We start from the raw sequence: 12,770 nt of genomic DNA, 5'->3' as shown, positions 1-12,770 counted from the left end.
CGAACAATGGCTGACATCGCCTCGCTCGGCTACGTCCGAGTCGCCATTACCGATGTGGCGGCTTGGCGCGCCTTCGCCTTCGACGTGATGGGCTTCGCCGAGGCCACCGGACCGAATCCCGACAGCGTGTACTTGCGCATGGACGAGCACGCTTATCGCTTCGAACTCGTTCCGGCGGATCAGGACCGGGTGCTGGCTGTCGGCTGGGAGGTGCGCGACTATCGCGCGCTGGCCCGGGTGCGGGACACAGTGGAGCGAGCGGGCGTCACTGTCGCACCGCTCGACCGAGAGAAGATCGACGCACTGCGCGTGGAGGAAGCGTTCACTTTCACCGATCCCGCGGGGTTCACCATCGAGGTCTTCCACGGCCCGGTGCTCGACCACAGCCCGGTCGTCACCGTGCACGGCAATCGCTTCGTCACCGAAGGGCTGGGACTCGGTCACGTAGTGCTGCCGGTGCCCGATCTCGCGGAGGCGAACCGCTTCTACTGCGAGGTGCTCGGATTCCTGCCGCGTGGCTCGTTCCGAGTGCCGACCCCACCCGGCGTATGGCCGATTCGCGTTCGATTCCTGGGTGTGAATCGGCGTCACCACAGCCTCGCGCTGATCCCGGGCACTCGTCCCGACGGTCCGGGGCTGGTGCACATCATGGTCGAGGTCGACGAGCTCGACGCCGTCGGCCGGGCTCTCGACCGCGTCATGGGCGCGGGCTACCCGTTGTCGTCGACTCTCGGCAGGCACACCAACGACAAGATGATCTCCTTCTACGTCCGCACTCCCGGCGGCTGGGATCTCGAATACGGCACCGAGGGTGCCCTGGTCGACGAATCCGTCTACAGCGCCGAGGAGATCACCGCCGACAGTTACTGGGGCCACGAATGGTCTCGTGGCTGACCCGGCCGTCCGGATCGCCTCGATCGTCCTAGACTGTCGATTCGAGAAGGAAGGACGCTGATGAAGCGAAATCTGAACTGCCCGTGCGGAGAATCGATCGTCGGAACCGACGAGGACGATCTCGTGGAGAAGACGCAAACCCACCTCGCCCAGAACCATCCCGGGCACGAGTATTCGCGCGACGAAATCCTGTTCATCGCGTACTGATCGAGGGTATTCGCGCCGTTACGGTCTGGGGCGCAGGCCTTCGATCATGTGCGTGGTGGTCTCGTCGAGCAGTTCGTCGGCGGTGTCCGCGGCGATCACGCCCGAGCCGACGAAGGTGGCCAGGCCCTGGAGCGCGGCGACCGCGGACAGTGCGATGCGCCGCGGGTCGCCGGCGATCACTTCGCCCAGCTTCTGCGCTTCGGCGATGCGCGTGACCGGAATCGCGAACGCGGCGTCCACCGCCTGGGACATCGCATCGCCTGCCGCAGGGCTGTGCCTGCGCGCGAACATCAGAGCGATGAGCGCCGGGTTCTCGGTCGCGAAGTGGAAATAGGTCCGGGCCAGCGCGCGGATGTGCCCGTCGATCGAACTCGCGGCCGCGGTCTGCTCCAGGGCCGCGGCGAGTCGTTCGAAACCGGACACCGCGATAGCGTCCAGCAGTGCCTGTTTGTCCTTGAAATGCCGGGTCGGGGCGGCGTGACTGACACCGACGTCACGAGCCAGCCCGCGCAGCGACAGGCCGTCGACACCGGACTCGCGCAGCGTCGCCTCGGCGCGCTGCAGCAGTTCGGCTCGTAGGTCGCCGTGGTGGTAGGACCGGCTTCGGGAGATCGCCATGGTGTCAGCAGGATAACAAAATGTAGGCATTGCCTACTTTGTAGGCGGTGACTACATTTGCTTTTCATGACGGTTCGGACCTTCACCGCCCCGATCGCGGTGCTGATGGTCTTCGCGGCGCTGCTCGCCACCATGTACCTCGGCTACGCGGGCAATACCGAGAAGAACCTGCACGATTTCCCGGTAGCGCTGGTCAACCAGGACGTGGGCGACACGCTGGACGGCAAGCCCGCCGATATCGGGGCCCAGGTCACCGACGCGCTGGTCGCGGGCATCCCGGCGGAGAAGGTCGATCTGCGCGTCGTCGGCATCGCCGAGGCGCGCAAGCAGTTGCAGTACGGCGAGGTCTACGGCGCCATCGTCATCCCGTCCGACTTCACCAAGCGGCTGGCGATTCTCGGCGCGGCCGCAGTGGTCCCCGGTGAGATCGAGCGCCCGGTGATCACGATCCACACCAACCCCCGGGTCGGGCCCTACACAACCGGCATCATGCAACGCATCGCCGACCGTGCGCTGGCCCAGGTGGACGAGACCGTCGGCAAGAACTTGACCGACCAGGTGAATTCCGCCCTAGCCGAGGGGCCCGGTGCGCCGGTCGAGCTCAGTGGCGCCGCCCGCCTGATGCTCACCGATCCCGTGCAGATCGTCACCGCGCCGTATCGCCCGATGGACGATGCCGCCGGGCAGGGCCTGGTCGCGTTCTTCTATACGTTGATCGTGTTGCTGGCGGGCTTCACCGGCGCCATGATCATCCACACACTCGTCGATTCGGTCCTCGGTTTCACTCCGACCGAATACGGCCCGTGGTTCGTCCAACCGCCGGCCACCGGGATCTCCCGCTTCCATACGCTGCTCGTGAAGTGGGCGGTTCTCGTGACCGCGGCGCCGATTCTGTCCGGGATATTCCTCGCCGTGGCCGCGGCGCTGGGTGTTCCGCTGGGCAGCGCGCTGCTGCTGTGGCTCTACGGAACACTGGCCATCGTCGCCGTCGGTGTGACCGCGCTGGCCGTCCTGGCCACTTTCGGCACCGCCGGATTGCTGGTCAACTTGATCCTGTTCGTCGTCCTCGGCCTGCCGTCGTCGGCCGCCACGGTTCCGCTGGAAGCGACGCCCACCTATATCGCGAACCTGGCCGCCTTCGAACCGATGCACCAGATCTATCTGGCCGTGCGCGCCATCTTGTTCTTCGACGCCCGCGCCGAAGCCGGTTTCGGCCTCGGATTGTGGATGACGTTGCTCGGCCTCGGAATCGGCTTGCTCCTCGGTGCCATCGCCACCTATGTCTACGACCACCGGGGACTGCACCGCGCGGCAGCGCCCGCCGACAGCGCACCGGTCGTGCGGGTGCCCGCCGCCCGATGAAGGGTCCGGTGATCAGTCGTCCACGGCGTCCAGGAGTGTGTCGAGCTTTTCCGGGTCGACGCCGAAGCCGGTCAGGCGGTTCAGCGGGATGGAGGCGATCATGCGCATCATGTCCATGCCGAGCGCGGTCCCTTCACCCATACTCTCGGACATACCGCCGAACACTTCGGCCAGCGCTGCCGCCGCCGTCGGATCGGCCAGCGCCTCTCCCAGGGTCGACTCCGCCGTGATGGGGATCCGCAGTTCGTCTCCGGTGAGGTCCACCCGCCCGGTGACGCGCAAGTCCCGGCTGGAAGCGCCTGCCCACACCTGGTAGGTACCGGTCTCCACGATCCAGCGGTCGACGCGAGTCTCCCAATAGGCGAGTTCGTCTCGCGGGAGCAGGATGGCAACCTCCTCGCCCGCCCCGGGTTCCAGGTCGGCGGTGACGGCGAACCCCTTCAACTCGCGGGCCGGACGCGTGACGGAGGATCCGGGCGCCGCCGTGTACACCTGCACCACGTCGCGGCCTGCGCGGGAACCGGTATTCGTGACCAGGACGCGCACCGTGATTCCCGCTTCGTCCGCCGCGAGTGCCGGCTCGGAGTAATCGAAGGTGGTGTAGGACAGGCCGTGCCCGAACGGGAAGGACACCTCCATATCCCGGCTGTCGTACCAGCGGTAGCCCACATACAGTCCCTCGCCGTAGCGCACGTGCGAGTTCTCGCCCGGGAAGTTCAGGTAGGCCGGTGTGTCCTGCAACCGAACCGGCACCGTTTCCGCGAGCCGCCCCGATGGATTCACCACACCGAACAGCACGTCGGCGAGTGCGCCGCCGCCGGCCTGGCCGAGTAACCCGCCGTCCAGGATCGCGGGCGCCAGTGCGGCCACCGGGGCCAGCCGCACCACTCCGCCGTGCGCGAGCACCACCACCGTGTCCGGTTGCGCTCGCACCACCGCCTCCAGCAGATCCAGCTGATCGGAGGGCAGCTCGAGGTGTTCACGGTCGAATCCCTCGGATTCCTGCGTGTCGGCCAAGCCGAGGAACAACACAGCCACGTCCGCGTTCGCGGCGGCGCCGACGGCTTCCGCCCGCAGCGCGACGTTGTCCGCGTCCGGGTCGGCCGTGGTGAAACCCCGGCTGTAGGAGACCTGTGCAGAGCCCGCGAGCGCGCGGATCTCCTCGAGCGGCACATCGAGCCGGGTCGGGTTCACATGCGAGCTGCCGCCACCCTGGTACCGGGGTTCCACCGCGAACTCGCCGATCACCGCGAGTGAGCGCCCTGGCGTGAGTGGCAGGAGGTCACGCTCGTTCCGCAACAGGACGACGCAGCGCGCGGCGACCTCGCGGGCCAGCCGATGGTGCTCGTCGGCGGTATCGGCGGCATCGGCGAGTTCGCGTCCGGCCACTACCCTCGCCGCCAGCGTCGCCACGTTCCGCGCAGCCCTGTCGACGGCCGCCGCGTCCAGCGTGCCCGCGGCCACCGCCGCCACCACCTGCTCGTCGGAGACGCCGCTGCCGCCGGGCATCTCCAGATCGAGCCCGGCCGCCACCGAGGCGGGCCGGTCGGCCACCGCGCCCCAGTCGGAGACCACCGCACCGTCGAATCCCCACTCGTCACGCAGCACGTCGGTGAGCAGCCAGCGGTTCTGCGCCGCGTGCACGCCGTTGACGCGGTTGTAGGAGCACATCACCGTCCACGGCCGAGCGGTGCGCACGATGTGGGCGAACGCGCGCAGGTAGATCTCGCGCAGCGGGCGCGGGTCGATGTCGGAACTCGCGCGCATCCGATCGTGCTCGGCGTTGTTGGCGGCGAAATGCTCGAGGGAAGCGCCCACCCCGGTGCTCTGCAGGCCCGTCACCCATGCCGCGCCGAGCAGGCCGGTGAGTAGCGGATCCTCGGAGTAGTACTCGAAATTGCGCCCGCCGCGCGGATCCCGCTTGATATTGACTCCCGGCCCGAGCAGCACGTCCACGCCCAATGCGCGGGCCTCCCGGCCGAGCGCCGCGCCCACCCGCCGCACCAGCTCGGTGTCCCAGCTCTGCGCGAGCCCGACCGCGGGCGGGAAGCAGGTGGCGGGCAGGCTCTCGGCCAGCCCGAGGTGGTCGGTCGCCCCCGGCTGTCTGCGCACACCGTGCGGGCCGTCGGTCAAGGTCACCGAGGCGACCGGACCGACTACTTCCGCGACCGCTACCGCACTGTCCGCGAGGCGCTCACCCGCACCGTCGCCGAACTCCGCGAATCGGGTCGCCTTCCCCGTGACATCGATCCGGACCGATTCGCCGTCATCACGTCGGCCCTGCTCGACGGCCTGCAGACGCAGTGGCTCTACGACCCGGGCGTGGACATGGCCGACCACGTGGCGTACTTGTGGGAGCTGATCGAACGCTCCGGGGACTCCGAGCGCTGACACCCGTGCGTAGCGGCAGGTAGGTGGGACTCCAGGGTCCGGAGATCACGTAGTCGGCCACCCGTGCCCACGCCGCCGGTGCACGCTGTTCGTTCGAGCACGACGCCTCGATCCACGCCGGTAGACTCGAACTCGGTGGTTCGCGTCGGCCATACCTCGTTCGGCCGGACGCAGCCACAGGAGTGGGAGATGAGCGCACGCGACGGCCCCAGCCCGCGGCGGTTGCATCGCAGCACTCGATTGCTGGTGATCGCCGCCACGGTGTTCGTTGTGTCGCTGTTGATCATTCCCCGCCTGATCAGAGGCTATGTCAGCTGGTTGTGGTTCGGTGAAGTCGGATTCCGAGGCGTCTGGCTCACCGCGCTGTTCACGCGCTTGTCGCTGTTCGTCGTGGTCGGCCTGATCATCGGTGGCGTCCTCTTCGCTTCGATGTGGCTCGCCTTCCGGTTCCGTCCGCTCTTCGTCCCCGATGCGGGGCAGGACGACAGCCTCCGGCCGTATCGGGCGATGGTGCTGCGGCGGCCGTCGCGGTTCGGGCTCGGCATCGCCGCGACGCTCGGTCTGCTCTGCGGCCTCATAGCGCAATCGAGCTGGATGACAGTTCAACTGTTCCTCCACGGCGGCTCCTTCGGTGTGTCGGATCCCCAGTTCGGCCACGACGTCGGGTTCTTCGTGTTCGACCTGCCGTTCTACCGTCTCGTCGTCAACTGGCTGTTCGTCGCCGTCGTACTCGCCTTCTTCGCCGGACTCGCGACGCACTACCTGCTCGGAGGACTGCGGCTGTCCGGAAAATCCCGCGGCCTGACGCATGCGGCGCGCGTCCAGCTCGCGGTGCTCGCTGGTGCGTTCATCGTCTTGAAGGCCGCCGCCTACTGGCTCGACCGGTACTCGCTGCTCTCGAGCAGCAGCAAGGAGCCCACCTTCGCGGGGCCGGGCTACACGGATATCAATGCCGTGCTGCCCGCCCGCCTGATTCTCTTCGCGATCGCCGTCATCTGCGCCGTGGCGATCTTCGCCGCCGTCGTGGTGCGCGACCTGCGCATTCCGGCGATGGCCGCCGCGCTGCTGTTGTTGTCCTCGATTCTCGTCGGAGCGGTCTGGCCGCTGGCCGTCGAGCAGTTCTCCGTCCGCCCGAACGCCGCCGACATGGAGCGCGTCTATATCGAACGCAACATCGCGGCTACTCGGCAGGCGTACGGAATAGGCAGCGATCGGGTCGATTACCAGGCCTATTCCGGTGTCGGCAGCAAGCCGCCGTCCGAGGTGCCCGCGGACGTGACCACGATCGCCGATGTACGCCTGCTGGATCCGAACGTGCTGTCGCGAACCTTCACCCAGCAACAGCAGCTGAAGAACTTCTACAGCTTCCCACCACATCTGGACCTTGATCGGTACCGCGTCGGTGGGGAACTACGCGACTACGTGGTCGCAGCGCGCGAGCTGACGCCGAGCGCGCTGAGCGGCAATCAGCGCCATTGGGTCAATCGGCACACCGTCTACACCCACGGGAACGGGTTCGTCGCCGCACCTGCCAACCGGGTCAACGCGGCGGTCCGCGAGGCCGCGGGCGACGCTGCCAGCAGCAACAGCGGATACCCGATCTACGCGGTCGGCGATATCGCTTCCCAGGCATCCGGGCAGCAGGTGATCCGGGTGGATCAGCCCCGCGTGTACTACGGCGAAGTGATCGCCCATGCCAGCCCGGACTATGCCATCGTCGGCGGCGGCAGCGAGCCCCGCGAGTACGACACCGACACCACCAAGTACACCTACACCGGATCAGGCGGTGTCCCCATCGGGAACTGGCTCGATCGCCTCGCGTTCGCGGCCACCTACGCCGAACGCAACATCATTTTCTCCAAGGCCATCGGTCCTGAGTCGAAGATCATCTTCAATCGCGATCCTCGCCATCGCGTCGAGCTCGTCGCGCCGTGGTTGACCACCGACAACAATCCCTACCCGGCGGTCGTGGACGGCCGCATCGTCTGGATCGTCGACGCCTACACCGCGGTCGACGGTTACCCCTACGCCAAGGGCAGCTCCCTGGAAGCTCTCGAGCCGGGCGAGGACGCCCGCCGAGGATCACCGCGACAGGTGTCCTACGTGCGCAACTCCATCAAGGCCACCGTCGACGCATACGACGGCACGGTCACTCTCTACCAGGTCGACCGGCAGGATCCGGTGCTCGCGGCGTGGATGAAGGTATTCCCCGGCACCGTCGAACCCGAGGAGTCGATCACGCCGGAACTGCGCGCGCACTTCCGGTACCCCGAGGACTTGTTCACGATCCAACGCGAGATGCTGGCCAAATACCACGTCGACGAACCGCGCGAATTCTTCACCACCAACGCGTTCTGGTCGGTGCCGAGCGATCCCACCGTGGAGACCAACCCGCACCAGGCTCCGTTCTATGTCCTGATCGGCGACACCGACACCGCCGAGCCGTCGTTCCGGCTGGCGAGCGCGATGGTGGGGTACAACAGGGAATTCCTCTCCGCCTACGTCTCCGCGCACTCCGATCCCGAGAGCTACGGCAAGATCAGCGTCTTGCAGCTGCCGACCGACACGCTCACCCAAGGGCCGCAACAGATCCAGAACTCGATGATCTCCGACACCAGAGTGGCATCCGAGCGAACGCTGCTCGAGCGCTCGAACCGGATCCAGTACGGCAACCTGCTCACCCTGCCGATCGCCGACGGCGGCGTGCTCTACGTCGAACCGTTGTTCACCGAACGGATTTCGACGGCACCGAACGCGTCGACATTCCCGCAGCTGGCGCGGGTGCTCGTCAGCTACCGTGAACCGGGCACCGGCGGCGTGCTGGTGGGATACGCGCCGACCCTGGCCGAGGCGCTCGACCAAGTATTCGGTTCAGGGACCGGCCGGCTCGCCACCCCACCCGGTGGCGGTCCCGGGGCTCCGCTGCCACCGGGCCAGCAACCGGCGCCGCAGCCGTCGCCACAACCGTCAGCGCAACCGCCACCGCCTGCGGATCAAGCGAAGATCGCCGAACTCAACGCGCAGATCGACGAAATCCGCGCGGCGCTCGAACGTCTCCAGAAGCAGTTGAACGACCTCGATCGCAACGGTCGCTGACGTTCGCGTCGGGCATCCCGCCTCCGCTGGTCTCACTCCCGGGCGGATTCGGCTACTTCGACTGTTCCGCGTGAATCAGGCTGCGCCGAGCTCGTTCCAGGTACGGCGGAATACTGCGAGGCCGGAGACTCCGGCAAGTGAACGAGAATCAGGCCCACGGCGGCGATCAGGAAGTTCTGCAGCGCAGCCGAGGAGGCGTTGACGTCGTCGTTGGCCCACATACGGAACCATTCGCCCGCGACGGTCAAGAAACCGCCTGCGAACAGCAGCATCGCCATGGTCCAACCCAGGCTCGACAGTTTCACCGCCACGTCGAGTCCGGCTCGGAGCCGGCGCGGCCGCCCGGTCAGCACCCGGACCCACACAGCCGCGCCGGAAAGCAGCACGAAGGCGATCAGGAATTCCCAGATCACGATCAGAATGTAGGCGACGAGCGCGACATTGCTGTCGGTGATCGCCCGCCAATCCGTTCCCGGAGTGTGGATCGTCGATTTCATCGACAGTACAGCGGCCACACCGTTGCGGTTGGTGTCGGTGTCCACGCAATTGGTGAAGGCGACGAACAGATAGTAGAAGCCGGTGATGGTGGCCAGCGTCGCCACCGCCATCCGACGGCTACCGAGCACGTCGAGAACCTTTGCGCCACTGTGCTTCATATACGTCCACCTCGGGTCGACTGGCATGAATGTCAGGCCATCCAGGCGTCGACGATCATATAAGCACCCCGATCGTGCTCCGTCCCCACGGCGGGGAGGCCCGGGAATCGAGAAGGCTTCCATCGCAAAGCCTTCCGTCACCCCGGCCGGTCACGACCTCTATCCGGCCCGTTCCAAAGGCCGTCGCAGTGATCGGTGTGCGGTAGGACCGGAGTCCATGAGGTCACAGCTTTCCGTCGAGCACCTCGGCGGGAGCTCACGTGAGCTCCCGCCGAGGCGTCCTGTCCTACTGCGCGGTGGTCTGCCGTTTCGGCAGCTTCCACCCCGGCCGGGGGAAGTGGCAGGTGTAGCCGTCGGGGTAGCGCAGCAGGTAGTCCTGATGCTCGGGCTCGGCCTCCCAGAACGCGCTCGCCGGGGTCACCTCGGTGACCACCTTTCCGGGCCACAGCCCCGAGGCCTCCACATCGGCGATGGTGTCCAGGGCGGTGCGCTTCTGGTCGTCATCGAGATAGAAGATCGCCGACCGGTAGCTGCTGCCGATGTCGTTGCCCTGGCGGTCCTTGGTCGTCGGGTCGTGGATCTGGAAGAAGAATTCCAGCAAATTCCGGTAGTCCGTCCGGGCCGGGTCGTAGACGATCTCCACGGCCTCCGCATGGCCCGGGTGATTGCGATACGTGGGGTGCTCGTTGCGTCCACCGGTGTAGCCGACGCGCGTCGACACCACTCCCGGCTGCTTGCGGATCAAGTCCTGCATACCCCAGAAGCATCCACCGGCCAGAATCGCCTTGCGCGTGTCGGTCACGCCTTCTCCTTCGCGAAGAGAGTCCTGTACTGTCCGTAGCCTTCCGCCTCGAGATCGTCGAGGTGGATGAAACGCAGCGCTTTCGAATTGATGCAGTACCGCAAGCCGCCCGCCTCGCGGGGGCCGTCGGTGAACACATGCCCGAGATGGCTGTCGCCGTGCGTCGAACGCACCTCCGTGCGGACCATCAGATGACTGAAGTCCCGCTTCTCGACCACGTTCCCGGCGTCGATCGGCTTGGTGAAACTCGGCCATCCCGATCCGCTGTCGAACTTGTCGACCGAGGCGAACAACGGCTCACCGGACACCACATCCACATAGATACCCGGCTCGTGGTTGTCCCAGTACTCGCCCGTGAACGCCCGCTCGGTCCCGTTCTCCTGAGTGACGTGGTACTGCTCAGGGGACAGGGCGGCGATCGCCGCGGGATTCCGGTTGTACTCCCGTGTCACATGACCTCCTCATATCGGCCCCTGGTACAACCCGCGCGCAGGCTCGGAAAATCCCGGCGAGCCCGGCGTCACACCCCCGGCCGGGCGGGCGGCAGACGCCCTGCGACGCCCGCCGCCCGCAGCCTCGGCTGTCCGCCGCTATGCCGTGCGAGTAACGGCATCTTCGGCAACAGAGGGAGCGCTGATTTCCTGCGCTTTCCGGTGGGGCACGGTGAACACGGCGATCACGCAGAGAATGGCGACGACGAAGCACGCCAGGGTGTACCAGAGATTCCCGATGGGGTCGCCTTCACTCGTCACGCCGTCGACGGCGCCGAAGAAGTCGGGCAACGCGGTCACCCAGAGGAATGCCATGACGCCCAGGTACACCACGCTGTAGATCCGGACGAAGGCGTTGGTGTAGGGCGCGCTCTCCGCAGAGGCTCGCCGCAGCCGCAGCCACTGGCGGGTGAGGATCACGACGGCGACAATGGTGACGATCACCAGTTCGGTCGCGTAGAGGAATCCGCGCACCGTGGTACTTCCCATCCCCAACACCGTCGCGGGGATCGGCAACACCGCCGTGCCCAACGAGGCGAGTATGCCGATGACGACCGTGCGCCAGACCAATTGCGGCCCGGAGAAGGATTGCCCTCGATCGACGTGGCGGCCGACGAACAACTGGACACAGAACGCCAGAGACATCGGCCATAAAGCCGCGAATACCACGACGCTCGGAAGTGGCACCGAATCGAACATCGGCTGATTGATCGGGTTGTCGATCGACCATTCCCACCACCGCAGCTGCGGTCCGAGATGGTCGAAGATCTCATAGAAGGCATGGTGGACGAAGCCCACGCCCACCGATCCCGCGAGTACCCCGTACCGCCGGAAGACTCCGAGCATCCTGACTATTTCGAAGGCCAGTGTGGCCATGAACGGATAGATCGCGATGATGTAGAGCGGTAATCGGCCCCACAGAAATTCCACGGTGAACAAGTTGTGCGCGAACATCGTGTCGACATGCGCATCGATACCGAAGGCCGCCGGGAAGTACAAGGGTGGTTCGATGATGAACAGGTATGCGGTCGCGCCGAACCAGAGCACCAAGTTGGTGGGATCGCCGTGGCGGCGCAAACGCACGATCGCGTAGATCAGCGCGAGTATCGCCCCCAGGACGATCGTGAACTCGAGTACGGGCAGCGTCCAGTTCTCCAGCGCGAAAGGATTTCGCACCTCGACCAGTCCGCCTACCTCCGCGCAGGCGAAGCCGAGTTCCGTCGCGAGTTGGTCGAAGGTGGGCGCGCAAAGGTCAGCCATCGGTCCACTCCTATCCTGCGACCGTGTCAGCGGTGTACCAGTGCGACACGTCGTAGCCGGCGTCGTAGCGCTCGAACCACACACCGGCCAGTGCGGGCAGCTTCTCGTGGTCCGGGTTGTGCTTCGGCAGCTGACTGCGAATGACGCCCGCCAACGCGACGAGTTGCTCGCGGAGCGGAAGATGGTCGAACGCGCGGGGCATCGGTCCGTTGTCCTCGGCATGAAGGAACGGCAACCACTTACGCAGCTTCTGCATACGCCGATAGGACGCGAACATCGACAATGCGTCGATCTTCCGATCCTCCAGCGGGACATGCTCATTGAAGCCGGCGCAGGCCAACCGGATCACCTTCATCACGTGACGGAAGATCGACGGAGCCATGCGCATCCGGTATACGTCGCTTCCGACGACCGAATCGAAGATGATCAATGCGGAACTTCGATGCTCGACTTCTTCGACGAAGTGCCAGATGAAAAGGGAGGCTACCCGGTCGTCTCCCGGCCGGAACAGCGTGTCGTCGTTGTCGAGCATCAGTTTGAACACCGGGGTGAAGGTCGCCTCCAGGTCGGCGGTGTAGGCGAGCCGGTATTCGACCGAAGTGTTCACGGTGAGGCGATCGAATTCCGCGATCACTTCGTTGAGTGTCTCCTGTAGCCCCGGGTAGCGCCTGATGAGGCCGTTGGCATGTTGGCGGTGGGCGGTGGAATGCTGCCCTTCCTGGCGTACGAACGCGTCGGCTTCCTCAGCGACCGCTGGATCGGTGATCAGCGGCATGGCCTCGCGAATCATGTTGACGATCATCTTCTCGAAGCCGATCGCCAGGAAAGACACCGCGTTGGCCATGGACGAGAAGGCCGGATTCTCCTCGTTCCACAAGAAGGGCACGTCGTAGTCGGCGAATGCGAAGCGCATCTTCCGGACTTGAAGATCGGTCACTGGCTGTACCTCGTCTTTCGAAATGCACCGGCCCGGGGGCATCGCTCCGATGCCGC

General features: G+C 66.0%; 12 protein-coding genes. 5 read left to right on the top strand and 7 right to left on the bottom strand.

The window, feature by feature from the left end:
- The first annotated feature begins 6 nt into the window (after positions 1 to 6).
- A complete protein-coding gene (locus M8859_RS05105; protein WP_159925676.1) occupies positions 7 to 894 on the top strand; it encodes a VOC family protein in 888 nt (295 codons plus the stop codon).
- 60 nt (positions 895 to 954) lie between these two features.
- Positions 955 to 1,101 carry a DUF1059 domain-containing protein gene (locus M8859_RS05100; protein ID WP_195071929.1) on the top strand — a complete coding sequence of 49 codons (147 nt, stop codon included), beginning with the start codon at positions 955 to 957 and terminating at the stop codon, positions 1,099 to 1,101.
- An 18-nt stretch (positions 1,102 to 1,119) separates the two neighbouring features.
- Here the strand turns inward: M8859_RS05100 and M8859_RS05095 are convergent, their stop codons facing one another.
- Positions 1,120 to 1,719: a TetR/AcrR family transcriptional regulator gene (locus tag M8859_RS05095; protein ID WP_159925672.1), complete on the bottom strand. Its 600-nt coding sequence runs from the start codon at positions 1,717 to 1,719 to the stop codon at positions 1,120 to 1,122.
- Positions 1,720 to 1,785: 66 nt separating this feature from the next.
- Here M8859_RS05095 and M8859_RS05090 point away from each other — a divergent pair, with 66 nt between their 5' ends.
- Positions 1,786 to 3,081 (top strand): YhgE/Pip domain-containing protein, encoded by a 1,296-nt coding sequence (locus M8859_RS05090; protein WP_195071928.1) that lies wholly within the window; start codon positions 1,786 to 1,788, stop codon positions 3,079 to 3,081.
- A 12-nt stretch (positions 3,082 to 3,093) separates the two neighbouring features.
- On the opposite strand, the gene M8859_RS05085 is transcribed toward M8859_RS05090, so the two are convergent.
- Entirely contained in the window at positions 3,094 to 5,220 is a 2,127-nt protein-coding gene (locus M8859_RS05085; RefSeq protein ID WP_249643929.1) for a glycoside hydrolase family 3 C-terminal domain-containing protein, read from the bottom strand.
- Here M8859_RS05085 and M8859_RS05080 point away from each other — a divergent pair.
- Both M8859_RS05080 and M8859_RS05075 read left to right on the top strand, forming a co-directional pair.
- A complete protein-coding gene (locus tag M8859_RS05080; RefSeq protein ID WP_236565501.1) occupies positions 5,197 to 5,472 on the top strand; it encodes a TetR family transcriptional regulator C-terminal domain-containing protein in 276 nt (91 codons plus the stop codon). The genes M8859_RS05085 and M8859_RS05080 overlap by 24 nt on opposite strands.
- A 189-nt stretch (positions 5,473 to 5,661) precedes the next feature.
- A complete protein-coding gene (locus M8859_RS05075; protein ID WP_159925668.1) occupies positions 5,662 to 8,568 on the top strand; it encodes a UPF0182 family protein in 2,907 nt (968 codons plus the stop codon).
- 32 nt (positions 8,569 to 8,600) lie between these two features.
- Here the strand turns inward: M8859_RS05075 and M8859_RS05070 are convergent, their stop codons facing one another.
- The 5 genes from M8859_RS05070 to M8859_RS05050 all read right to left on the bottom strand — a co-directional run bounded on the left by M8859_RS05070 (position 8,601) and on the right by M8859_RS05050 (position 12,714).
- Positions 8,601 to 9,224: a DUF2165 domain-containing protein gene (locus tag M8859_RS05070; protein ID WP_159925666.1), complete on the bottom strand. Its 624-nt coding sequence runs from the start codon at positions 9,222 to 9,224 to the stop codon at positions 8,601 to 8,603.
- A gap of 286 nt (positions 9,225 to 9,510) precedes the next feature.
- Positions 9,511 to 10,026, bottom strand: a complete 516-nt coding sequence (msrA, locus tag M8859_RS05065; RefSeq protein WP_195071927.1) for a peptide-methionine (S)-S-oxide reductase MsrA — start codon at positions 10,024 to 10,026, stop codon at positions 9,511 to 9,513.
- On the bottom strand, positions 10,023 to 10,478 hold the full coding sequence (gene msrB, locus M8859_RS05060; RefSeq protein WP_223514439.1) for a peptide-methionine (R)-S-oxide reductase MsrB: 456 nt from the start codon (positions 10,476 to 10,478) through the stop codon (positions 10,023 to 10,025). The genes msrA and msrB overlap by 4 nt, the downstream gene beginning before the upstream one ends.
- Positions 10,479 to 10,616: 138 nt before the next feature.
- Positions 10,617 to 11,777: a hypothetical protein gene (locus M8859_RS05055; RefSeq protein WP_159925662.1), complete on the bottom strand. Its 1,161-nt coding sequence runs from the start codon at positions 11,775 to 11,777 to the stop codon at positions 10,617 to 10,619.
- Between the two features lie 10 nt (positions 11,778 to 11,787).
- Entirely contained in the window at positions 11,788 to 12,714 is a 927-nt protein-coding gene (locus M8859_RS05050) for a metal-dependent hydrolase (RefSeq protein WP_159925888.1), read from the bottom strand.
- Positions 12,715 to 12,770 lie beyond the last annotated feature (56 nt).

It is taken from the genome of Nocardia sputi (genome assembly GCF_023501985.1).
This window is presented reverse-complemented; position numbering and strand designations above follow the sequence as displayed.

What these genes read in the sequence shown, in the direction of transcription:
- M8859_RS05105 (WP_159925676.1), top strand. Translation starts at nt 7, where the DNA reads ATGGCTGACATCGCCTCGCTCGGCTACGTCCGAGTCGCCATTACCGAT.
- M8859_RS05100 (WP_195071929.1), top strand. Translation starts at nt 955, where the DNA reads ATGAAGCGAAATCTGAACTGCCCGTGCGGAGAATCGATCGTCGGAACC.
- M8859_RS05095 (WP_159925672.1), bottom strand. Translation starts at nt 1,719, where the DNA reads ATGGCGATCTCCCGAAGCCGGTCCTACCACCACGGCGACCTACGAGCC.
- M8859_RS05090 (WP_195071928.1), top strand. Translation starts at nt 1,786, where the DNA reads ATGACGGTTCGGACCTTCACCGCCCCGATCGCGGTGCTGATGGTCTTC.
- M8859_RS05075 (WP_159925668.1), top strand. Translation starts at nt 5,662, where the DNA reads ATGAGCGCACGCGACGGCCCCAGCCCGCGGCGGTTGCATCGCAGCACT.
- M8859_RS05070 (WP_159925666.1), bottom strand. Translation starts at nt 9,224, where the DNA reads ATGAAGCACAGTGGCGCAAAGGTTCTCGACGTGCTCGGTAGCCGTCGG.
- M8859_RS05055 (WP_159925662.1), bottom strand. Translation starts at nt 11,777, where the DNA reads ATGGCTGACCTTTGCGCGCCCACCTTCGACCAACTCGCGACGGAACTC.